Origin of the sequence: Agrobacterium sp. ST15.16.024, assembly GCF_027956545.1 — a bacterium.
Classification (GTDB): Bacteria; Pseudomonadota; Alphaproteobacteria; order Rhizobiales; family Rhizobiaceae; genus Agrobacterium; species Agrobacterium cucumeris.
This window is the reverse complement of the sequence record NZ_JAQKGO010000001.1, coordinates 224,707-244,260: the sequence shown is the minus strand read 5'-3', so window position 1 is coordinate 244,260 and position 19,554 is coordinate 224,707. Positions and strand designations below refer to the sequence as shown.

Here is a 19,554-nt window from a genome sequence, read left to right as displayed (position 1 = left end):
ACAATGACCGCGCGCGAAAAACTCATCGTCGGGCTGGATGTTCCGACTGTGCAGCAGGCCGAAGACATCGTGTCGAAGATCGGCGACGAGGTTCTGTTCTACAAGATCGGTTATCAGCTGGTATTCGCAGGCGGTCTCGAATTTGCGCGTGACCTTGTTCAGAGCGGCAAGAAGGTCTTTCTCGACATGAAGCTGCTCGATATTGACAATACCGTTGCCTCCGGTGTCGAAAACATCGCCCGCATGGGCATGTCGATGCTGACCCTGCACGCCTATCCGAAAGCCATGCGTGCTGCAGTCAAGGCGGCCGAAGGCTCCGGCCTCTGCCTGCTCGGCGTCACCGTGCTGACCTCGATGGACGACAGCGATCTGGCGGAAGCCGGTTACGCCTCGGATGCCCGTTCGCTGGTGCTACGTCGGGCGCAACAGGCGCGCGAGGCTGGTATGGGCGGCATCGTCTGTTCGGCCGAGGAATCGACCGCCGTGCGGGAAATTCTCGGTCCGGACCTTGCCGTTGTCACCCCCGGCATTCGCCCGGCCGGTGCGGATCTCGGCGATCAGAAGCGGGTGATGACGCCTTACGACGCCATCAAGGCCGGCTCGAGCCATCTGGTCGTCGCCCGTCCGATCGTTAGGGCGGAAGACCCGAAGGCGGCAGCCCGCGCCATTCTTGATGACATGCTGCGCGCCAGCTTTCCGGCCAATCAGTAACGACAGGAGGAGATGAAATGGCAAAGGGATATTGGATCGCCCGCGTCGATGTGCGCGACAATGAGCGTTACAAGGACTATGTCACGACAGCAAAGCCCGCATTCGAGCGGTTTGGCGCCAATTTTCTGGCCCGTGGCGGCGCATTGACCGAACTGGAAGGCAAAGCACGCGGACGTAACGTCGTCATCGAGTTCCCCTCCGTACAACATGCCATCGACTGTTATAATTCGCCGGAGTATCAGGCCGCGGCCAAAATCCGTCAGGAAGTCGCTGATGCGGAGATGCTGATCGTCGAAGGAATTTGACGCTCGTCAACCGCATTTCCAAAGCCTGCCCCTGCCGCGCGATAACATCTCTTCACCTGCGCGCGGCTTTGGGCTAAGAGACTGAAAAACGCTTTATCGACAGCTTCTGAGGAGCCTCCCATGACCTTGGCCAACCTTCCACCCCTCGTCACCGTTTTCGGCGGTTCGGGTTTTGTCGGGCGGCATGTCGTGAGAATGCTTGCCCGGCGCGGTTATCGCATCCGTGTTGCCGTGCGTCGCCCGGATCTTGCCGGTTTCCTGCAGCCGCTCGGCAATGTCGGCCAGATTTCCTTTGCCCAGGCGAACCTGCGTTATCGCGACTCCATCATCAAAGCCGTTGAAGATGCAGACCATGTGGTCAATTGCGTCGGCATCCTGACCGAAAGCGGCCGCAACACCTTTGACGCCGTGCAGGAATTCGGCGCCAAAGCGATTGCCGAAGCCGCCCGCGACGCCGGCGCGACGCTGACGCATATCTCCGCCATCAGAGCGGAAGCAAATTCGCAGACCGGCTATGGCCGCACCAAGGGCCGCGCCGAAGCCGCCATTCATTCCGTTCTGCCCGGCGCGGTGATCCTGCGTCCGTCGATCATTTTCGGACCGGAAGACGATTTCTTCAACAAATTCGCCAAGATGGCCCGCAGCCTGCCTTTCCTGCCCTTGATCGGCGGTGGAAAAACCAAATTCCAGCCTGTTTATGTCGAGGATGTCGCCGAAGCCGTCGCCCGCAGCGTCGATGGCAAGCTGAAGCCCGGCGCTATCTATGAACTCGGCGGTCAGGACGTGATGACGTTCCGTGACTGTCTCGAGGCAGTTCTTGCGGCCACTTATCGCCAGCGTCCTTTCATCAATCTGCCTTTTGGCGTCGCCTCGATGATCGGCAAGATCGCTTCACTGGTCCCGCTCATCACGCCGCCGTTGACCGCCGATCAGGTGACAATGCTGAAAAAGGACAATGTCGTTTCCAGCGAGGCGGAAAAGAACGGCCTGACACTCGAAGGCATCGGCATCAATCCAGTTCGTGTCGCTTCGGTTCTGCCCTCCTACATGGTGCAGTACCGCACACATGGTCAGTTCTCCAACGCCGGAAAAGCCGCCTGAAGCTGCACTTCAGGCATCGCCATTCTGAACGGAAGCGGGAGCCATTCCCGCTTTTTGTTTTTGCGCGATTGAATTGCAACCAAACCGCTACTTGCGCATTTCTCCCTCAACTGAAGGGGAGGTGCAGCATCAACAGGGACGGCGTTGCAAAGCCGGGTAAAAGTTAACGGCAATCTGGCCGCAACACGTAAGCGTGGCACAAGCGCAACTGTGGAAAAGACTTCGCATTAACCCGGTATTCAGCAAGCTCCTTTATTGATATTGGCCACATTCCAAACATATCCCGGACCCTCAATTCACACACGGCGGCATGATCCGCACGAACGAACGTCTGAAAGGCAATCATAAAATGGGCAGATCTATCGCACTCTTTTTTGCGTGTGCGGCTTTGGTGGTTCTGGCGGGTTCTTTCATGGCGCCGGGAACGGTTGCGGCGGGCAAGAGCGGTTGCGCTCCCGCTTACGGCGTCGATCCCTGCGCGACGGCTTCGATCAGCGCCAACTGATCAGCCTCTAAAAGCTTCAAAGAAAAAGCGCCTCCGGTTTTCCGGGGCGCTTTTTCGTTTTCAGGCCGGACATTCAAGACGGCCGGCGTTCACTGGCTTAACCAAAAACCAGAAGTGCGATCAGCCCCAGAGAACCGATGACGATGCGCCACCAGGCGAAAGGCGCAAAACCACGCCGCGAGACGAAGTCCAGCAGCGAGCGCACGACAAACAGGCCGGAAACGAACGCCGCGATGAAACCCACGGCAATCAGCGCGCCGTCATCAAAGCTCAGCGCATCGCGGTTCTTGTAGAGATCGAGGGTGAAAGCGCCAAGCATGGTCGGCATCGCCAGGAAGAACGAAAATTCGGCGGCAGAGCGCTTGTCCGTACCCATCAGTAGCGAGCCGACAATGGTAGCACCCGAGCGCGATGTGCCGGGGATCATCGCAAGGCACTGGAACAGGCCGATCTTGAAGGCGAGCGACGGCGGATAATCCATGATGTCGGTATATTTCGGTTTTAACGGCATGCGGTCGACGGCAAGCAATATGACGCCGCCGATAATAAGGACGACACAAATCAGCATCGGTGTTTCGAACAGCACCGTCTTGATGAAGTCATGCGCCAGCGCACCGATCACCGCCGCCGGCAGGAAGGCAAGCGCGACGGCCAGCACGAAGCGGCGCGCCTTGGCGCTGGTCGGCAAAGCGAGTGCGATCGACACAAGCTTTTGAAAATAAACAAGAAGGATAGCGAGGATAGCGCCGAGCTGGATAAGGACGGCAAAGGTGTTGCCGGGTGATTTGAAGCCGAGGAAATGCCCGGCCAGCAGCACATGCGCCGTTGAGGAAACGGGAATAAACTCCGTCAGACCCTCGATAATGCCCAGCAGAAGCGCGCTGATGATCGATTGGTCACCCATGAGGTATCCTTTTTTCAGGGGAAAGCGGCAATGGAAAGCAATTGCGTTAAACTTGTTTTAAAGTAGCCAAGCTCTTATAGCGTCTTGATGAAGCGAAACTGAAAAAGTTTTCCGGCAAATGCCGATCATGACAACCAATCGTAAAAATTGAGTACCGATGCCAACTCTCTATCATTCTCCGATGTCGACCGCATCCCGGTTCGTTCGTCTGATCCTCGCAGAATACGGGTTCCAGACCGATCTCGTGGAAGAGCAGCCGTGGGAAAGACGACGGGAGTTTCTGGCGCTCAATCCGGCCGGCACCCTGCCGGTCTATCTGGATGACAATATGCGCTCGCTAAGCGGGCCTTATGTGCTTGCCGAGTTTCTTGACGAAACGCATGGGGTTTTGAAGCGCGACAGGCGACTTCTGGCAGAAGACCCGTTTCAGCGGGCGGAAATCCGCCGCCTGACCGAGTGGTTTCTGCAGAAGATGGAAAATGACGTAACCCGGCCGCTGGTGCGGGAGCGGGTTTATAAATTGCAGATGACGACCGCGCAGGGTGGCGGGCCGCCGGATTCCAAGCTGTTGCGCACTGCCCGCAACAATATCCGCCAGCACATCAAATATCTGGAGTGGCTGGCCGGTTCGCGCACATGGCTTGCCGGCGATCGGTTGAGCTATGCAGACCTTGCCGCCGCAGCCGGTGTTTCGGTGCTGGACTATCTTGGTGAAATCAACTGGCTCGAGGCGCCGATTGCCAAGGAATGGTATCAGCGGCTGAAATCCCGTCCGTCTTTCCGACCGTTCCTGAGCGAACGCATTCCGCGCCTTGCGCCCTCCTCCCACTACGCCGATCTGGATTTCTAAAGTACGGTCTCCCGGTTATTTGCTGCGGCGTGCGGCTGTATTTAAAGCATGTCATTGTCCCGAAACCGCTGCACACTTTCGGGCGACTTGCACTATATATGCCGCAGAATAACCCTCGGGAGACATGGCCATCGACGTCGCCAGCGACAAACAGCAGATACGCGCCCAAAAGCTGACGGACTTCGTTCGTCAGGAGGCGCTTTCGCTCGGCTTCGATCTGTGTCGCATTACCGCGCCGGACAGCATTCCACTGGCGCCGGAACGGCTGAGGCTGTTTCTCGACAAGGGTTACCACGGCACCATGGCGTGGATGGAGGAAACGGAGGCTCGCCGGGCCCAACCAAAAACGCTGTGGGGCGACGTGCGCTCCATCGTCATGTTCGGCCTCAATTATGGCCCGGAGGAGGACCCGCGCGGTATTCTTTCGAAACCGGACAAGGCAGCCATTTCGGTCTATGCCCGCAATCGCGATTATCACGACATTATCAAAGGGCGGTTGAAAGAGATTGCCACCCGCTTTGCCGCACGTGCAGGCGAGGACGTGAAGGTCTTTGTCGATACCGCGCCGGTCATGGAAAAGCCGCTTGCCGCCGCCGCCGGGCTTGGCTGGCAGGGCAAACACACCAACCTCGTCAGCCGCACCCACGGTTCCTGGCTGTTTCTCGGCAGCATGTTCACCACCGCCGAGCTCTGTCTTGATGAGGCGGAGAAGGACCATTGCGGTTCCTGCCGCGCCTGTCTCGATGCCTGTCCGACGGCCGCTTTTCCGGCCCCCTATCAGCTCGATGCACGCCGCTGCATCTCCTATCTCACCATTGAGCACAAGGGGCCTATCCCGCACGAATTCCGGCCGATGATTGGCAACCGCATCTATGGCTGCGACGATTGCCTCGCTGCGTGTCCGTGGAACAAGTTTGCGGCGAGCGCCTCCGAGATGAAATTGCAGGCGCGCGAGGATCTGAAGGAACCTTCCATTTCTTTCCTGCTGACGCTCGACGATGCCGCCTTCCGCAGTTTTTTCAGCGGTTCCCCGGTCAAACGCATCGGCCGCAACCGGTTTATCCGCAACGTGCTGATCGCAGCGGGAAACTCCGCCGACCGGCAATTCGTGGAACGATGCAAGGCACTTGCCGAAAGCGATCCCTCGCCGGAGGTGCGCGGTATGGCCGCATGGGCTTTGTCACGGCTTATGGACAGGGAAGAATTCCGTACATACTCTGCCAGCCGCGCCCCGGAGACTGATCCGGAGGCGGAAATGGAATGGCAATTGGCAGAGGCGTGACGCATGCATGTGATGATTTTCGGCGCGGGATATTCGGGAAAAGCCATCGCAAATGCGCTGAGATCCGCGGTTGGTACTATTTCCGGTACGACGCGCAGTGAGAATAAGTTCCCGATCCTCGAAGCCGCAGGCATGACACCGTTCCTTTTTGACGGTGTTCGTTTCAATGACGATCTCATCGCCGCGATGGGCAATATCACACATCTCGTCCAGTCCATCGCGCCCGGCGGGCAAGGCGATCCGCTGCTGGCGTTGCTGGGCAGCGATCTGAAACGGTTCCTGCCGAAGCTGGAGTGGGTGGCTTATCTTTCCACCGTCGGCGTTTATGGCGATCATGATGGCGCCTGGGTGGATGAGGAAAGCCCCTGCCGCCCGGTTTCCGCCCGTTCCGTGGAGCGCGTCGCCGCCGAAGCCGCCTGGACGGCAGCTGCCGAAAAAGCAAATCTGCCGCTTGTCACCCTTCGTCTGTCCGGAATTTATGGCCCCGGACGCAATGCCTTCATGAATTTCGAAAAGGGAACAGCGCGAAGGCTGGTCAAGAAAGACCAGGTGTTCAATCGCATCCGGGTCGAGGATATCGGTGCGGCACTTGCCTTTCTGGCACGCAGGAACGAACGCGGTATCTTCAATGTCACCGATGACGAACCCTGCCCGCCGCAGGATGTCGTGAGCTTCGCCGCGACGTTGATGGGTGTGGAGCCGCCGCCCGAACAGGCATTCGAAACCGCGGATCTGACCCCTATGGCGCGCTCCTTCTACGGCGAGAACAAGCGTGTTTCCAACGCCAAAATACGCAGCCTCGGCTTTAATTTCGACTTTCCGGAGTACAAGATCTCGCTGACGCAGTTGTGGAAAAATGGTCTCTGGCGAGGCTGAAGACGAGGCCGTTAAAAGCGATGAAAAATCCTTCCAAACCCACTTTTGAGGATGGTTTTCGTCGCATTTTGGTCAATTAGGACTTCATTAACCAAACAAAATTCACTAAAATCATAGCAATTAGAAAAATATTTCACTCACGTTTCGTGAAGTGGATTCACGAAGCCGTGACTTGCAACAGCATTTCGATTGCGCATTGATTCTGCGTTATTTTTTCCATTTTTATATCCGTCTACCACACGGACACCTTTCCGGCTAACGATCACGAATGTTACAGTCTGTAACACTTCGTGATTTGAGCTTAGCTTTTTTTCGCCATTTTTCCCTCGCCCTACAATCTCGCATCAAAAGGCGTTCAGGCCAGTTCATGGTCGTTTAGCAAGGGCACAATCAATCGGCGCGGGGCCGATTTTCAGGGAAGTACAGTTTGTTGAATATCCGTCGTATAACTTTCACCGCTGCAACTATAGCCGCCTGTTCCATCATCGCGCCTCTTCAGGCGAATGCGGCAAATGGTTGTGGAGGCGCATCGTGGTATGCGTTGACCTCCAAGACTGCTTCGGGCGAGCGTATGAACGCCGCCAACCTGACCGCCGCTCACCGCTCGCTGCGGTTTGGCACCAAGGTCAAGGTTACCAACGCGCGCAACGGCAAGGCCGTGGTGGTGCGCATCAATGACCGCGGTCCGTTCATCAAGGGTCGCGTTCTCGATCTTTCCAAGGCTGCCGCCAAAAACATCGGCATGATCAGTTCCGGCACTGCCAAGGTCTGCTACGAGATCGTCAAGGCCGATTGAGCCTTGCCCTCGCCGCCATTCGCGTCTACCAACCGGGCTTATCAGCAAAAGAGGTAGACAATGCGTTTGGGCGGGCGTTTGGCCGGAGCAATCGAAGTATTGGCGGATATTGAAGGGCGCAAACGTCCTGTCGCCGATGCATTGAAGGACTGGGGGCTTGCCCATCGTTTTGCAGGCTCCGGCGACCGGGCCGCGATCGGCAACATCGTCTATGACGCGTTGCGCATGAAACTGTCGCACGCCTGGCTGATGGATGATGACAGCGCCGCCTCGCTTGGCTATGCCGTGCTGCTGCGCCAATGGGGCAAAAGCTTCTCGGAACTGGCGGCGGAATTCGATGGCGACAAGTTCGCCCCCGCCGCACCAGACGAACAAAGGCAACAGGCCTTTCTCTCCCGCTCTCTCGGTGACGCGCCGACCCATATTCAGGGCGATGTTCCCGAATGGGTGCAATCTTCCTTCGAAACGGCATTTGGCGAAAGCTGGCTCACTGAAGCGCAGGCGCTGAATGAGCGGCCGACCCTTGACCTGCGCGCAAACACGCTGAAGGCAACCCGCGAAAAAGTTTTGAAGGCACTTGAGGAAAGCGGCGCGGAAGCCACGCGTATCGCCCGTCAGGGTGTTCGCATCCCTGCCGGTGAAGGCCCCTCCCGTCTGCCGAATGTGACCGCCGAACTCTCCTTTCAGAAGGGCTGGTTCGAGGTGCAGGACGAAGGCTCACAAATCGTTGCCGATCTCGCCGGCGCGCATGAGGGCGAACAAATCCTCGATTATTGCGCCGGTGGCGGCGGCAAGACGCTCGCCATGGCCGCCAGCATGAACAATAAAGGCCAGGTTCACGCCTTCGATGCCGACCGCAAGCGGCTTGCGCCGATCATCGAGCGGCTGAAGCGGGCTGGCACCCGCAACGTGCAGGTCCATGATCGTACAGCCGGGCTTGTGCCCTTCCAGGGAAAATTCGATCGCGTTCTGGTGGATGCGCCCTGCACCGGCACCGGCACATGGCGCCGCCGTCCCGACACCAAATGGCGGCTGACGGCACGAAATCTGGAAGAACGCGTGCAGCAGCAGGGTGAAGCGCTGTCGCAGGCCAAGGGTTTTGTGCGCCCGGGTGGCGAGTTGCTTTATGTCACCTGCTCCGTTCTGCCTGAAGAAAACGAACAGCAGGTCCGGCGTTTCTGCGAGGAAAATCCCGAATTTGTCATCGGTTCTGCTCTGGAGCGCTGGCAGACGACTTTCGGTGCAAATGCGAACAAACCTCATTCCTCCGACGGAAAGACAGTGACGTTGACGCCTGCAACCACAGATACGGACGGTTTCTTCTTCTGCTTGATGAAACGCAAAGCATAAAAGCCGATTTGCACGCGCTGATTTTACTTGGGAAATGTCACGCGATCTTGTTTTAAAGCATTCTAAACTAGAATATTTGACACAAGTTTGTGATTGGGTCAGAACTCGCTGGCCGCAGCGTGAAGTCTTTTCACGCCTGCCCAAGGAGAGGGATCATGATCCGCAAAACCATTCTCAGCGCCTCTTTCGCGCTTCTTGCCGCATCGGCGGCTTTCACCGCGCTTCCTGCACAGGCCGCCACTGACGCGGCTGCCGTCGTCAAGCATTACGCCGATGTCGCGCATGCGAAATACGAGGATTCGCTGACCACGGCGAAGGCGCTGGACAAGGCGATCGATGCGTTGATCGCAACGCCGAGCGAAGAGACGCTGAAGGCCGCCCGCGAAGCCTGGATCAAGGCGCGTGTTCCCTACCAGCAATCGGAAGTCTACCGTTTCGGCAACCCGATCGTTGACGATTGGGAAGGCAAGGTGAATGCTTGGCCGCTGGATGAAGGCCTGATCGATTATGTTGACGGTTCCTACGGCACGGAAAGCGACGAGAACGAACTTTACGTCGCCAACCTCATCGCCAATCCGAAGATCAAGATCAGTGGTGAAGAGGTCGATGCCTCCAAGATCACCCCTGAACTGATCGAGAGCCTGCACGAGGCGGGTGATGTCGAAGCCAATGTGACCACCGGTTACCACGCCATCGAATTCCTGCTCTGGGGCCAGGATCTGAACGGCACCGGACCGGGCGCGGGCAACCGTCCCTATACCGACTACGACAAGGCAAAATGCACCAACGGCAATTGCGACCGTCGCGCCGATTACCTGAAATCCGCCTCCACCCTGCTGATCAAGGATCTCCAGGAGATGGTGGACGCCTGGGCGCCGGAAGGCGAAGCCACGAAGACGGTGGAAGCCGATCCGAAAGCCGGCCTCACCGCCATTCTCACCGGCATGGGTTCGCTTTCTTATGGCGAGCTGGCCGGCGAGCGCATGAAACTCGGCCTTCTGCTGCACGATCCGGAAGAGGAGCATGATTGCTTCTCCGACAACACCTATAATTCGCATCTGAACGACGCCATCGGCATCGCTTCGGCCTATACCGGTGAATATACCCGCGTGGACGGCACGAAGATGACCGGCGCCTCGCTGGCGGAACTGGTCGGTGCCAAGGACAAGGCGCTGAACGACGAAATGACGGCGAAGCTGAGCAAGACGCTCGACGCCATGCATGCGATGGAAAAGCGCGCCCAGACCGTTGAAGCCTATGACCAGATGATCGGCGAAGGCAACAAGGAAGGCAATGCCGTGGTTCAGGCGGCCATCGACGGTCTCATCGACCAGACGAAGACCGTTGAACGCGTCATCGCCGCACTCGATCTCGGCAAGATCGATCTCGAGGGCTCTGACAGCCTCGATAACCCGAACGCCGTCTTCAAATAAGCGGCAAGACGGGCCGCAATGCACTGCGGCCCGTTTCTCCCATGCGCTCCTGATTTCCATGGAATTGTCACTGCTGCCGATCCGCAAGCCGTTTTTCTTCGCCGGGGCAGCCTGTCTTCTGGCATCGGCAACGCTTGCCGCGCCGTTGCGCGATGATCTGACGGAGAAAGACCGCAGCCGTGTTCAGGCCGTGACCGCGCCAACAACGGATTTTACGAAACCGGAGCCTTTCGAGGCCATGTCCGGTGGCGCGACAACCAGCACCAACAAACCCGACAGCGGCGCATTTTCGCATCCTTCCGCCACCATGCCTTTCGAGCGGAAGCAGGATTTCAAGCTCGGCAATGCGCTGTTCCAGAAGCTCTGGGTCTCCTCTCCCTCCTCCACCCAGGCATCGGACGGGCTGGGACCGCTTTATAATGCCCGGTCCTGCCAGACCTGCCATGTGAAGGACGGCAGGGGCCGCCCGCCTCTTGCCGGGGAAGACGCCGTCTCGCTGTTCCTGCGGCTGGCCCGCCCGGCCCGAAACGAAGCGGAACGGGCCGCGCTTGCGCGCCACGAGCTGCTGAGTTTTCCCGACGAGACCTATGGTCACCAGCTTCAAAACCTCGCCATCCCCGGCCTTGCCGCCGAGGGCAAGCCAGTCATCAACTACATTGAAACGCCGGTTCGGCTTGCGGATGGCGAAATGGTGATGCTGCGCAAGCCCACCTATGCCGTAGCGGACCTCAACTACGGCCCGCTCGGCACCGACACGACACTTTCGGCGCGGATCGCCATGCCCACGCTCGGGCTTGGCCTGATCGAGGCGATCAGCGAGGCCGATATTCTGGCCAAAGCCGACCCCGATGACAAAAATGGCGATGGTATCGCCGGGCGTCCGGCATGGGTCAGGGATCATCGCACCGGCGAGGTGAAACTCGGACGGTTCGGCTGGAAAGCCCAGAATGCAAGCGTGCGCGATCAGAGCGCCAGCGCCTTCTCCCACGATATCGGCATCTCCACACCGGATGCGCCGAACGCTTATGGCGATTGCACAGATGCCCAGAAGGACTGTCTGGCCATGCCGACCGGCGTGCAGCCGCGGCTGGGGCCAGTGGAAGCCCCTGACCCGGTTCTCGATCTCGTGACGTTCTACACCGAAAACCTCGCCGTGCCGCAGCGGCGCAATGCCGCTGATGCGACCGTTCTGCAGGGCAAGCAGCTGTTTTACACCTCCGGCTGCACGGCCTGCCACACGCCGAAATTCGTGACCCGCCGCGATGCCAGCGACCCGATGCATTCTTTCCAGCTGATCTGGCCCTATTCGGATTTCCTCTTGCATGACATGGGAGAGGCGCTTGCCGATGGCCAGCAGGTGGGTGAGGCGAATGGGCGGCAGTGGCGCACCCAGCCGCTCTGGGGCATCGGCCTGACGCAGAGCATCAATGGCAACGGTTTTTACCTGCATGACGGGCGGGCGCGCAGCCTGACCGAAGCGATATTGTGGCACGGTGGTGAAGGGCAAAAAGCGCGCGATGCCTTTGCCGCCTTGCAAAAATCCGACCGGCAGGCTTTGCTGGCTTTTCTGGAGTCCCTTTGATGAAAAATGCCATGCGAAAAATATCCGGCCTTGTTTCCGTGCTGCTGCTTTTGACCAATCAGCCGGCGATGGCACAGGATGTGGAACTGATGCCGCCGCCGCCGCTCGACCCCGCACAGGTGCGGAGCGTTATGGAAAAGGCGGTGAACGGCTTCATCCGCCCCGGTTATGACCACTTCCGGCAGTCGGCAGGCAGGCTGGAAGGCAGCATGAAGGCCTTCTGCGCCGCGCCCTCCAAAACAACGGATGAGGCGGCCAAAGCGGCCTTTGCCGATACCGTGGCGAACTGGTCGACCATCGAGATCGTGCGGGTCGGTCCTGTCATCGAGCAGAACCGTTTCGAAAGGGTGCTTTATTACCCCGACAAAAAGGGCCTCGGACTGAAACAGGTGCAGCGTTACCTCTCCGAAAAGGATGAAAGCGTCACCAGCGCCGACGGCCTGAAGGGCAAGAGCGTCGCGGCACAGGGGCTTGGCGCGCTGGAATTCGTGCTTTACGGCACTGGCGCGGAAGAACTGCTCGACAAAAAGGGCGATTTCCGCTGCCGCTTCGGCGCAGCCATCGCCGGCAATATCGCCAATGTGGCGGCCGAGCTTTCCGACAGCTGGAACGCCCCTGACGGCGCGCAAAAAAACTGGACCCAGCCGGGGCCGGACAATCCCGTCTTTCGAGACGAGCGCGAGGCCCTGGTTGCCTTGCTCGGCATTCTCGTGCATGGCTCAGAGGCGATCCGCGACCAACGGATCGAAACCTTCTACAAGGGGCCGGACAAGGTGCGTTTTCCACGCACCGCCATTTACTGGCGCTCCGGCCTGACGTGGAAAAGCATCTCGGCAAACATCAAGGCCGTTCAGACCCTGCTGCACACCGCCGATATGGTCGAACTCGTGCCACCCGACCAGCGCTCCATCGTCAATTCCATCGACTTCATCGCCAAATCGATGATCCGCATTTCCGGAACGATCGATACGAATGTCGAAAAGGCACTGGACAAGGATGATCAGCGCGCCAAGGTGGATTATCTGCTCCTCAACGGCAAAGACCTGATCTATCGCCTGAATGACCAATATGGCGGCGCCATCGGCCTCAGCTCCGGCTTTTCCTTCGCCGACGGGGACTGAGCCGATGATATCAGGCGCCAAGCGGATGTTGATAGATCGGCGCAGCTTCATCAGGGCAGCGGGTATTCCCTTTCTTGCTGCGTTGGCTCCCCGTTCACTTCATGCACTGGAACGGGCAGACGCGGTCTTTGCCTCCGCCTTCCGCGCCCGTGACGGCTCCTACGGCATTGCGACGGTGAGCGAACGCGGCGAGATCATCGACCGCGTTGCGCTTCCCGCCCGCGCCCATGGAATGGCGACGAGCCACGCGACCGGCATGACGGTGGCCTTTGCGCGCCGACCCGGCACCTTCTTCATGGCTTTCGATCCCGCGCGGCACCGCGAGCCGATCGTGATGCACACGCCGGAGAACCGCCATTTTTATGGCCACGGGCAATTTTCACCCGACGGGGCGATCCTCTATGCCAGCGAAAACGACTTCGACGGCAATCGCGGTGTTATCGGATTGTACGACGCCAAAAACGGATTTACCCGCATCGGTGAATATGACGCGCATGGCGTCGGTACGCATGACATGACGGTGAGCGATGACGGGCGGCTGATCGTGATCGCCAATGGCGGCATCGAAACCCATCCGGATTTCGGCCGCACCAAACTCAATATCGACAGCATGCAGCCGTCTCTCGTGCTTCTGGACGCCGCAACCGGGCAGTTGATCCAGAAACATACGATGCCGGACCGGCTGCGGCAGCTTTCCACCCGCCATGTAGACCTTGGCAATGACGGTCGTGTCTGGTTCGCCTGCCAATATGAGGGACCACGCAACGATCTGCCGCCGCTTGTCGGCCATTTCTCGAAGGGCGAGGATGTGGCCTTCGTCGATCTACCGGAGGAAACGACGGTGCGCCTTGCCAATTATGTCGGCGCCATCGCCGTCAACCGGCGCGAGGGGCTGGTGGGCCTGACCTCGCCCAATGGCAATGCCGCGGTGACGCTGGATGCGAAAACCGGGCGGGTGGTTTCAGAGGTAAGCGTGCGCGAAGCAGCGGGCGTCGCACCCGCCGCCCGGGGGATTGCGGTTTCTTCCTATGATGGATTTTTCGAAGCGCTGCGCAGCGACGTGGCATGGGACCAGCATATCGTGCGTATCTCCAGCTAAAATACTGAAAAGGCACGGGAACAAAAGCCCGGCAGGCGCATTTGATGCGTCATGAAAAACCTGACCGTGTATATTGTTTTTGTGGTTGTCGTTGTTGCCATCGGGGCTCTGATCGGCGTCAACAATGTGCCGGGTGAATGGTATCAGTCGCTGCAGAAACCATTCTTCAATCCGCCCAACTGGATCTTCGGCCCGGTCTGGACCACGCTTTACGTGCTGATCGGTATCGCCGGTGCACGCACATGGATCAGGAAGCGGATGGGAACGCGCATGCGCCTCTGGTTCACCCAGATGGTGCTGAATTTCCTGTGGTCGCCGATCTTTTTCGGCATGCAAAGCCCGGCGGGCGCACTGGTCATCATCATTCCGATGCTGGTGTGCATTTTGGCGTTCATAGCCCTTACCTATCGCCGTGACCGCATATCCATGTGGCTTTTCGTGCCCTATGCGTTGTGGGTTGCCTTTGCCACAGTGCTGAATGCGAGTATCGGCATCCTGAACTAATTTCTCCCTGCCCGGCCCTTGCCTTGCCTGCCGTCCCGCGCCATGTCAGTTTGCGATGGGACTTAAAGCAGGCAGGTAGGCCATGGAGATCACGGATCCCGGCGATTTTCGTCAGCGGATAGAAAGAAGCTTTGCGCGACAGGGCGTGGTGCAGGCAATCGATGCTGAGATCAGCCGTATCGAACACCGGCTGGTGGAAATCGAACTACCCTTCCATGAAAAGCTGACGCAGCAGCATGGCATATTGCATGCCGGCGTCATCGCCGCCGGTCTGGATACGGCCTGCACCTATGCCGCCTATACGATCATCGAACCGGAAGCTTCGCTTTTGACCATCGAGTTCAAGGTCAACCTCATGTCGCCGGGCCGCGGTGAGCGGTTCCTGTTTCGTGGCGAGATCATCAAGCCCGGCAACAACCTGATCGTCGCCGATGGCCGGGCTTATGCCCTTGCCGACGGTCCCGCGAAGCTGATCGCCTCCATGACTGGCACGATGATGGTCGTGAAGGGACGCGAGGATATTACCGGATGAGCTACCGGCTTTTGCATGTCGCGGATAAATCCGTTCTTTTCGTCATGGCGGCCTCGGCCGAATATGGTCCTCACCTGCAGGCAAGAATGGCTCCCCTCATGACCGGCGTCGGCCCGGTCGAGGCGGCGATTTCGGTGACGGCGGTTCTTGCCGGTCTCGATGCGGCGGATCATCTGCCTGATCTCGTCGTTTCGCTCGGCTCAGCCGGCTCGCGGACGCTGGAACAGACCGGCATCTATCAGGCGATTTCGGTGTCCTATCGCGACATGGACGCCTCGCCCTTCGGTTTTGAAAAGGGACGCACGCCGTTTCTAGACCTGCCGGCCGAGGTGGCGCTCCCCTTCCGCATACCCGATATTGCCGAGGCGCGGCTTTCTACCGGCGGCAACGTGGTTTCCGGCGCTGCCTATGGGTCGATCGACGCCGATATGGTGGAAATGGAGACCTTTGCCGTTTTGAGAGCCTGCCAGCGTTTCGGTGTGCCGCTCATCGGCCTGCGCGGTATTTCCGATGGCAAGGCGGATGTGAACCACGTGGACGACTGGACGGAGTATCTGCATATCATCGACGAAAAGCTGGCAGATGCCATCGACCGGCTTTGCCGCGCCATTGAGGAGGGCGTGATCGCCCTTTGAAACCGTGCGATTTTCGCGATTTTCTGCTGGTTGATGCCCGCTTGCGGGTTGCCTAAAGCCGCCATTTTCTTTAAAGGCTCGCCATGACCCAGATAGCCCATCCCGACAGCATTCTCATCATCGATTTCGGCAGCCAGGTGACGCAGCTCATTGCGCGCCGCATCCGCGAAGCCGGGGTCTATTGCGAAATCCATCCGTTCCAGAATGCCGCAGAGGCGTTTGAGAAGCTGCAGCCCAAGGGCGTGATCTTCTCCGGCGGCCCCGCATCCGTGACAGCGGAAGGCAGCCCGCGCGCACCGCAGGCGGTGTTCGACAGCAAGGTTCCGATCCTCGGCATCTGCTACGGCCAGCAGACGCTCTGCACGCAGCTCGGCGGTGTGGTCGAGGGCGGCCATGCGGCGGAATTCGGCCGTGCCGATATCGACATCAAGAAGGCAAGCCCGCTGTTCGACGGCTTCTGGGAACAGGGCAAGAGCTATCCGGTCTGGATGAGCCACGGCGACCGTGTGACGAAGCTGCCGGAAGGTTTCGAGGTCATCGCGACCTCGGAGAATGCACCTTTCGCCATCGCAGCCGACGAGGCGCGCCACTATTACACCACCATGTTCCACCCGGAAGTGGTGCACACGCCTGACGGCGGCAAGCTGCTGTCCAACTTCGTGCACAAGATCGTTGGCTTGAAATCCGACTGGACGATGGCGGCCTACCGCGCCGAGATGATCCGCAAGATCCGCGATCAGGTCGGCACCGGCCGCGTGCTCTGCGCACTCTCCGGCGGCGTCGATTCCTCGGTTGCGGCTATCCTCATTCATGAAGCGATCGGCGACCAGCTGACCTGCGTTTACGTCGATCACGGCCTGATGCGGCTTGGCGAAAGCGAGCAGGTGGTCGGCATGTTCCGCGACCACTACAATATTCCGCTTGTTCATGTGGACGCCGCTGATCTGTTCCTCGGCGAACTCTCGGGCGTTTCCGATCCGGAAGCAAAGCGCAAGACCATCGGTCGTCTGTTCATCGAAGTCTTCGAGGCCGAAGCGGCCAAGATTGCCGCTGATGGCAAAGGCGCACCGAAGTTCCTGGCGCAGGGCACGCTTTATCCTGACGTCATCGAAAGCGTTTCCTTCTCCGGCGGCCCGTCTGTCACCATCAAGAGCCACCACAATGTCGGCGGTCTTCCCGAGCGCATGAACATGCAGCTCGTCGAGCCGCTGCGTGAGCTTTTCAAGGATGAGGTCCGCGCTCTTGGCCGCGAGCTCGGCCTGCCGGAAAGCTTCATCGGCCGCCATCCCTTCCCCGGTCCGGGTCTGGCGATCCGCTGCCCCGGCGCGATCACCCGCGAGAAGCTCGATATTCTGCGCAAGGCGGATGCGATCTATCTCGACGAAATCCGCAAGGCCGGTCTCTATGACACCATCTGGCAGGCCTTTGCCGTGCTGCTGCCGGTGCAGACCGTCGGCGTCATGGGCGACTACCGCACCTATGACTTCGTCTGCGCGCTGCGGGCCGTGACCTCGGTGGATGGCATGACGGCGGATTTCTATCCCTACGACATGAATTTCCTTGGCCGCGCCGCAACCCGCATCATCAACGAAGTGCGCGGCATCAACCGTGTCGTCTACGACGTGACGAGCAAGCCGCCCGGCACGATCGAGTGGGAATAACGCCTACAATAGGCATAGCTTGGACGATGACGCCGCGACTAGCTCGCGGCGTTTCTGTTTTGTCTTGTGAGGTAGATGATCTGGGCGGTCAGGCCAACCACGAGGATCGCCAGCAACCCGCCCTGAACGCCGAGGAGCAGCGGCGACTTCAAATCGGTAACAAAGGGATGACCATCCGGAACACGGCGCAGGGTCTCGGTCGCCGTCGGTACCATCAGGAGAAATGCGCTCACACTCAGACAGATGGTTTCTATATATCTGGCGATGCGCGTTGAGCCGAGTATGCGCTCAATTCCGTAACCTGCGAGCAGGAACAGGATGGTCAGCGCGCCAATGGCGTAGCTGACCGGCTGATGCGCCACGAGGAACGCCGTCACTGCGCCAATCAGCATGGACACAAAATAGATGGCGCCCGGCCCGGATCGGGGAACGATCCGACCGTGACGGGCAAACATGTAAATGGCCACGGGAATGGCGGGCAGGCTGCCGAGTGTGTGGACCCAGCCAAGCGGAGAAATTCCGAACATGAGAGATTGCCTTTCTCTTCCACAGGGGCGATGGCGACCCGGGGAAGCAGACTGTTGACGACTGATCTGGAAGCGTAATGCTGTCTATTTACCGGGTCGGGATGTCGCTCAGGTCATGTATTCACCTCCCTCGCGACGTTTCATTTTCAAGCGGTTATGCGCTCCAGCATGGGGCGGGTTATCGCGCCAAAGGCTGCGGCATCACCGTAGGCGCGGGCCGAGAGCATTGCGCCATGCACGGTAGCCATGAACATTTCGGCATTGGTGTGCGCTGTTCCTGTCAGCACAAGGCGTCCTTGGGCAGCCCCGCGCTCCAGCACGGCGGCGAGCCAGTTCGAGAGGCTTTGAAAATGTGCACGCACTTCAAGAACCACACATTCTGGAAGGACCGGTATTTCAGTGGCGAGCAGGGCGCAGACGCAGAAGGGATGGGTCGCATCAGCGATACAGCCTTCCCAATAACCGATATAGGCGCGAAGCTGTTCGAGCGGATCAGAAATGTTTCGCTCCAGCTCGGCAAGCCCGGCTGCAGCTTCCTGCCTGTACTGCTCGACCAGTTTGCGGACGAGGTCTGACTTGCTCGGGAAATGGTGGTGAATGCTGGCATTGCGAATGCCGACCACGCTGGAAATATCGGCGTAGCTGAAACCGTTGTAGCCGCCGCTTACAATCAGGGTACGCGCGCAACGAAGAATTTCATCGGCCTTGGTTTGTGGGTTTTTCATATTCATTACCTACCAACTAGTAGGTAGATTGTCAACTCAATGCACCATGCTGTTATTTTCTGGAGTTTCCCTGCCTGTCGGGAACTTAATTGTTCTCTTTTTGTTCTTTTAATTTCTTCTGGCAATGATAATATCGCGGCCTTGGCAAAAGCCGTGGAGCATCGTCATGGGTTTCGAGTTGACGGATAAGGGAGGTGTAAGGCAGCTTTTCTTTGAAGGGCTGGAGACGCCAAAAGTACAGCGCCTCAATCCGCGATTTCGCAGCAAGCTGCTCTTATTGTTGAAGCCGCCGGCAGCCCTGGCCGATAGAATCTTTGCCGATGCTTCACAGTATGCCGAAGGACGGACAAGGCGTGCAGCCTATCCGGCGGAGCTTCTGCATATCACGCTGCTCTGTATCGGATGTTTCGAGACTGTGCCTCACGGGCTGATAAACAGGCTGAAGGCGGCGCTGGGGGAAATCAATGCTCGGCCCGTTCCTATCACTTTCGAAGAAACGTCGCTTTTTGGTAATCGCAATAGTCTGGTGCTGCGAAGCAGCCGCGACATGCCGGAAATCAAGGCTCTCGTGAAGATATTGCAACGCGCCCTTTGGCGGGCAAATCTTCCCTTTGTTACGGCATCATCTTTTACGCCGCATCTCACCATGATCTATGGCTGTGGGAAGATTGAGCTTATGCCGGCCGGTAAACCCTATAGCTGGCTGGCGGGCAATTTCGAACTTGTCTTCAGCCATAATGGCGAAACAAGGCACGAGCCGCTGGCGCGTTTTGCGCTTTCAGCGAAGGCGGATCGTTATGAGCGGCCTGAGAGCCAGTTATATTTATCGGAAAAAGTGATCGGCCCGTCAAAGCGGCCGAAACAGAGTGCAGCATCTCGATGACGTGCACTCGAAGCGGCGAACAATCCCGCGCTGACAATTTATCCCGCACCTGTCCTTCGAGGACTATGCGGGAACCTTACTGTGTGAATACGGAACGCTTCTTGAGCCATCCGCGACGCATCCACCTCGCCCGTCGAAAACCGGCATGGATTTCGACGCCGAGCGCAAGCGA

The 19,554-nt window shown here is 58.7% G+C and carries 21 protein-coding genes; 18 read left to right on the top strand and 3 right to left on the bottom strand.

Features of this window, described 5'->3' with window-relative positions; all coding sequences use genetic code 11:
• Positions 1-3: 3 nt before the first annotated feature.
• The 4 genes from pyrF to PL640_RS01195 all read left to right on the top strand — a co-directional run bounded on the left by pyrF (position 4) and on the right by PL640_RS01195 (position 2,622).
• Entirely contained in the window at positions 4-711 is a 708-nt protein-coding gene (pyrF, locus tag PL640_RS01210) for an orotidine-5'-phosphate decarboxylase (RefSeq protein WP_046799272.1), read from the top strand.
• A 17-nt stretch (positions 712-728) separates the two neighbouring features.
• Positions 729-1,016, top strand: a complete 288-nt coding sequence (locus tag PL640_RS01205) for a DUF1330 domain-containing protein (protein WP_142840885.1) — start codon at positions 729-731, stop codon at positions 1,014-1,016.
• A 120-nt stretch (positions 1,017-1,136) separates the two neighbouring features.
• Positions 1,137-2,117, top strand: coding sequence for a complex I NDUFA9 subunit family protein (locus PL640_RS01200; protein ID WP_271360579.1), 981 nt, complete (start codon positions 1,137-1,139; stop codon positions 2,115-2,117).
• A 349-nt stretch (positions 2,118-2,466) separates the two neighbouring features.
• Complete coding sequence (locus PL640_RS01195; RefSeq protein WP_006310141.1) at positions 2,467-2,622, top strand: hypothetical protein; 156 nt, start codon at positions 2,467-2,469, stop codon at positions 2,620-2,622.
• A 97-nt stretch (positions 2,623-2,719) separates the two neighbouring features.
• On the opposite strand, the gene PL640_RS01190 is transcribed toward PL640_RS01195, so the two are convergent.
• On the bottom strand, positions 2,720-3,526 hold the full coding sequence (locus PL640_RS01190) for an undecaprenyl-diphosphate phosphatase (protein ID WP_052820219.1): 807 nt from the start codon (positions 3,524-3,526) through the stop codon (positions 2,720-2,722).
• A 157-nt stretch (positions 3,527-3,683) separates the two neighbouring features.
• Between PL640_RS01190 and PL640_RS01185 the strand changes: the two genes are divergently transcribed.
• The 13 genes from PL640_RS01185 (at position 3,684) to guaA (ending at position 17,247) form a co-directional block, all read left to right on the top strand.
• Positions 3,684-4,376, top strand: a complete 693-nt coding sequence (locus tag PL640_RS01185) for a glutathione S-transferase family protein (RefSeq protein WP_142840881.1) — start codon at positions 3,684-3,686, stop codon at positions 4,374-4,376.
• A 124-nt stretch (positions 4,377-4,500) separates the two neighbouring features.
• Entirely contained in the window at positions 4,501-5,658 is a 1,158-nt protein-coding gene (queG, locus tag PL640_RS01180) for a tRNA epoxyqueuosine(34) reductase QueG (RefSeq protein WP_271360578.1), read from the top strand.
• 3 nt (positions 5,659-5,661) lie between these two features.
• On the top strand, positions 5,662-6,534 hold the full coding sequence (locus PL640_RS01175) for an SDR family oxidoreductase (RefSeq protein ID WP_271360577.1): 873 nt from the start codon (positions 5,662-5,664) through the stop codon (positions 6,532-6,534).
• A gap of 427 nt (positions 6,535-6,961) precedes the next feature.
• Positions 6,962-7,330: a septal ring lytic transglycosylase RlpA family protein gene (locus PL640_RS01170; RefSeq protein WP_035219318.1), complete on the top strand. Its 369-nt coding sequence runs from the start codon at positions 6,962-6,964 to the stop codon at positions 7,328-7,330.
• Between the two features lie 60 nt (positions 7,331-7,390).
• Positions 7,391-8,680, top strand: coding sequence for an RsmB/NOP family class I SAM-dependent RNA methyltransferase (locus PL640_RS01165; RefSeq protein WP_271360576.1), 1,290 nt, complete (start codon positions 7,391-7,393; stop codon positions 8,678-8,680).
• 155 nt (positions 8,681-8,835) lie between these two features.
• Positions 8,836-10,113 carry an imelysin family protein gene (locus PL640_RS01160; protein WP_271360575.1) on the top strand — a complete coding sequence of 426 codons (1,278 nt, stop codon included), beginning with the start codon at positions 8,836-8,838 and terminating at the stop codon, positions 10,111-10,113.
• Positions 10,114-10,171: 58 nt separating this feature from the next.
• Positions 10,172-11,695 carry a di-heme oxidoreductase family protein gene (locus PL640_RS01155; protein ID WP_271360574.1) on the top strand — a complete coding sequence of 508 codons (1,524 nt, stop codon included), beginning with the start codon at positions 10,172-10,174 and terminating at the stop codon, positions 11,693-11,695.
• Positions 11,695-12,816 carry an imelysin family protein gene (locus PL640_RS01150; RefSeq protein ID WP_271360573.1) on the top strand — a complete coding sequence of 374 codons (1,122 nt, stop codon included), beginning with the start codon at positions 11,695-11,697 and terminating at the stop codon, positions 12,814-12,816. The genes PL640_RS01155 and PL640_RS01150 overlap by 1 nt, the downstream gene beginning before the upstream one ends.
• A gap of 4 nt (positions 12,817-12,820) precedes the next feature.
• Positions 12,821-13,915: a DUF1513 domain-containing protein gene (locus PL640_RS01145; RefSeq protein WP_271360572.1), complete on the top strand. Its 1,095-nt coding sequence runs from the start codon at positions 12,821-12,823 to the stop codon at positions 13,913-13,915.
• Between the two features lie 51 nt (positions 13,916-13,966).
• Positions 13,967-14,419 (top strand): TspO/MBR family protein, encoded by a 453-nt coding sequence (locus PL640_RS01140; protein ID WP_271360571.1) that lies wholly within the window; start codon positions 13,967-13,969, stop codon positions 14,417-14,419.
• Between the two features lie 82 nt (positions 14,420-14,501).
• A complete protein-coding gene (locus PL640_RS01135) occupies positions 14,502-14,951 on the top strand; it encodes a PaaI family thioesterase (protein WP_065114661.1) in 450 nt (149 codons plus the stop codon).
• Positions 14,948-15,586, top strand: a complete 639-nt coding sequence (locus PL640_RS01130) for a 5'-methylthioadenosine/S-adenosylhomocysteine nucleosidase (RefSeq protein ID WP_271360570.1) — start codon at positions 14,948-14,950, stop codon at positions 15,584-15,586. The genes PL640_RS01135 and PL640_RS01130 overlap by 4 nt, the downstream gene beginning before the upstream one ends.
• Before the next feature lie 83 nt (positions 15,587-15,669).
• Positions 15,670-17,247, top strand: a complete 1,578-nt coding sequence (guaA, locus tag PL640_RS01125) for a glutamine-hydrolyzing GMP synthase (RefSeq protein ID WP_110755693.1) — start codon at positions 15,670-15,672, stop codon at positions 17,245-17,247.
• 38 nt (positions 17,248-17,285) lie between these two features.
• Here the strand turns inward: guaA and PL640_RS01120 are convergent, their stop codons facing one another.
• Positions 17,286-17,774, bottom strand: coding sequence for a hypothetical protein (locus PL640_RS01120; protein ID WP_271360569.1), 489 nt, complete (start codon positions 17,772-17,774; stop codon positions 17,286-17,288).
• Positions 17,775-17,920: 146 nt separating this feature from the next.
• Positions 17,921-18,499, bottom strand: a complete 579-nt coding sequence (locus tag PL640_RS01115; protein WP_271360568.1) for a TetR/AcrR family transcriptional regulator — start codon at positions 18,497-18,499, stop codon at positions 17,921-17,923.
• 166 nt (positions 18,500-18,665) lie between these two features.
• Between PL640_RS01115 and PL640_RS01110 the strand changes: the two genes are divergently transcribed.
• The gene (locus PL640_RS01110) at positions 18,666-19,382 is read left to right on the top strand and encodes a 2'-5' RNA ligase family protein (protein ID WP_271360567.1); all 717 of its coding nucleotides are present in this window, start codon (positions 18,666-18,668) and stop codon (positions 19,380-19,382) included.
• Positions 19,383-19,554 lie beyond the last annotated feature (172 nt).

Bases quoted from the DNA above. Each gene is read 5' to 3' on its own strand.
- PL640_RS01200 (WP_271360579.1), top strand. From the start codon at position 1,137: ATGACCTTGGCCAACCTTCCACCCCTCGTCACCGTTTTCGGCGGTTCG.
- PL640_RS01120 (WP_271360569.1), bottom strand. From the start codon at position 17,774: ATGTTCGGAATTTCTCCGCTTGGCTGGGTCCACACACTCGGCAGCCTG.
- PL640_RS01140 (WP_271360571.1), top strand. From the start codon at position 13,967: ATGAAAAACCTGACCGTGTATATTGTTTTTGTGGTTGTCGTTGTTGCC.
- guaA (WP_110755693.1), top strand. From the start codon at position 15,670: ATGACCCAGATAGCCCATCCCGACAGCATTCTCATCATCGATTTCGGC.
- PL640_RS01150 (WP_271360573.1), top strand. From the start codon at position 11,695: ATGAAAAATGCCATGCGAAAAATATCCGGCCTTGTTTCCGTGCTGCTG.
- PL640_RS01145 (WP_271360572.1), top strand. From the start codon at position 12,821: ATGATATCAGGCGCCAAGCGGATGTTGATAGATCGGCGCAGCTTCATC.
- PL640_RS01155 (WP_271360574.1), top strand. From the start codon at position 10,172: ATGGAATTGTCACTGCTGCCGATCCGCAAGCCGTTTTTCTTCGCCGGG.
- PL640_RS01165 (WP_271360576.1), top strand. From the start codon at position 7,391: ATGCGTTTGGGCGGGCGTTTGGCCGGAGCAATCGAAGTATTGGCGGAT.
- PL640_RS01130 (WP_271360570.1), top strand. From the start codon at position 14,948: ATGAGCTACCGGCTTTTGCATGTCGCGGATAAATCCGTTCTTTTCGTC.
- pyrF (WP_046799272.1), top strand. From the start codon at position 4: ATGACCGCGCGCGAAAAACTCATCGTCGGGCTGGATGTTCCGACTGTG.
- PL640_RS01135 (WP_065114661.1), top strand. From the start codon at position 14,502: ATGGAGATCACGGATCCCGGCGATTTTCGTCAGCGGATAGAAAGAAGC.
- PL640_RS01175 (WP_271360577.1), top strand. From the start codon at position 5,662: ATGCATGTGATGATTTTCGGCGCGGGATATTCGGGAAAAGCCATCGCA.
- PL640_RS01110 (WP_271360567.1), top strand. From the start codon at position 18,666: ATGGGTTTCGAGTTGACGGATAAGGGAGGTGTAAGGCAGCTTTTCTTT.
- PL640_RS01190 (WP_052820219.1), bottom strand. From the start codon at position 3,526: ATGGGTGACCAATCGATCATCAGCGCGCTTCTGCTGGGCATTATCGAG.
- PL640_RS01160 (WP_271360575.1), top strand. From the start codon at position 8,836: ATGATCCGCAAAACCATTCTCAGCGCCTCTTTCGCGCTTCTTGCCGCA.
- PL640_RS01195 (WP_006310141.1), top strand. From the start codon at position 2,467: ATGGGCAGATCTATCGCACTCTTTTTTGCGTGTGCGGCTTTGGTGGTT.
- PL640_RS01205 (WP_142840885.1), top strand. From the start codon at position 729: ATGGCAAAGGGATATTGGATCGCCCGCGTCGATGTGCGCGACAATGAG.
- PL640_RS01185 (WP_142840881.1), top strand. From the start codon at position 3,684: ATGCCAACTCTCTATCATTCTCCGATGTCGACCGCATCCCGGTTCGTT.
- queG (WP_271360578.1), top strand. From the start codon at position 4,501: ATGGCCATCGACGTCGCCAGCGACAAACAGCAGATACGCGCCCAAAAG.
- PL640_RS01115 (WP_271360568.1), bottom strand. From the start codon at position 18,499: ATGAAAAACCCACAAACCAAGGCCGATGAAATTCTTCGTTGCGCGCGT.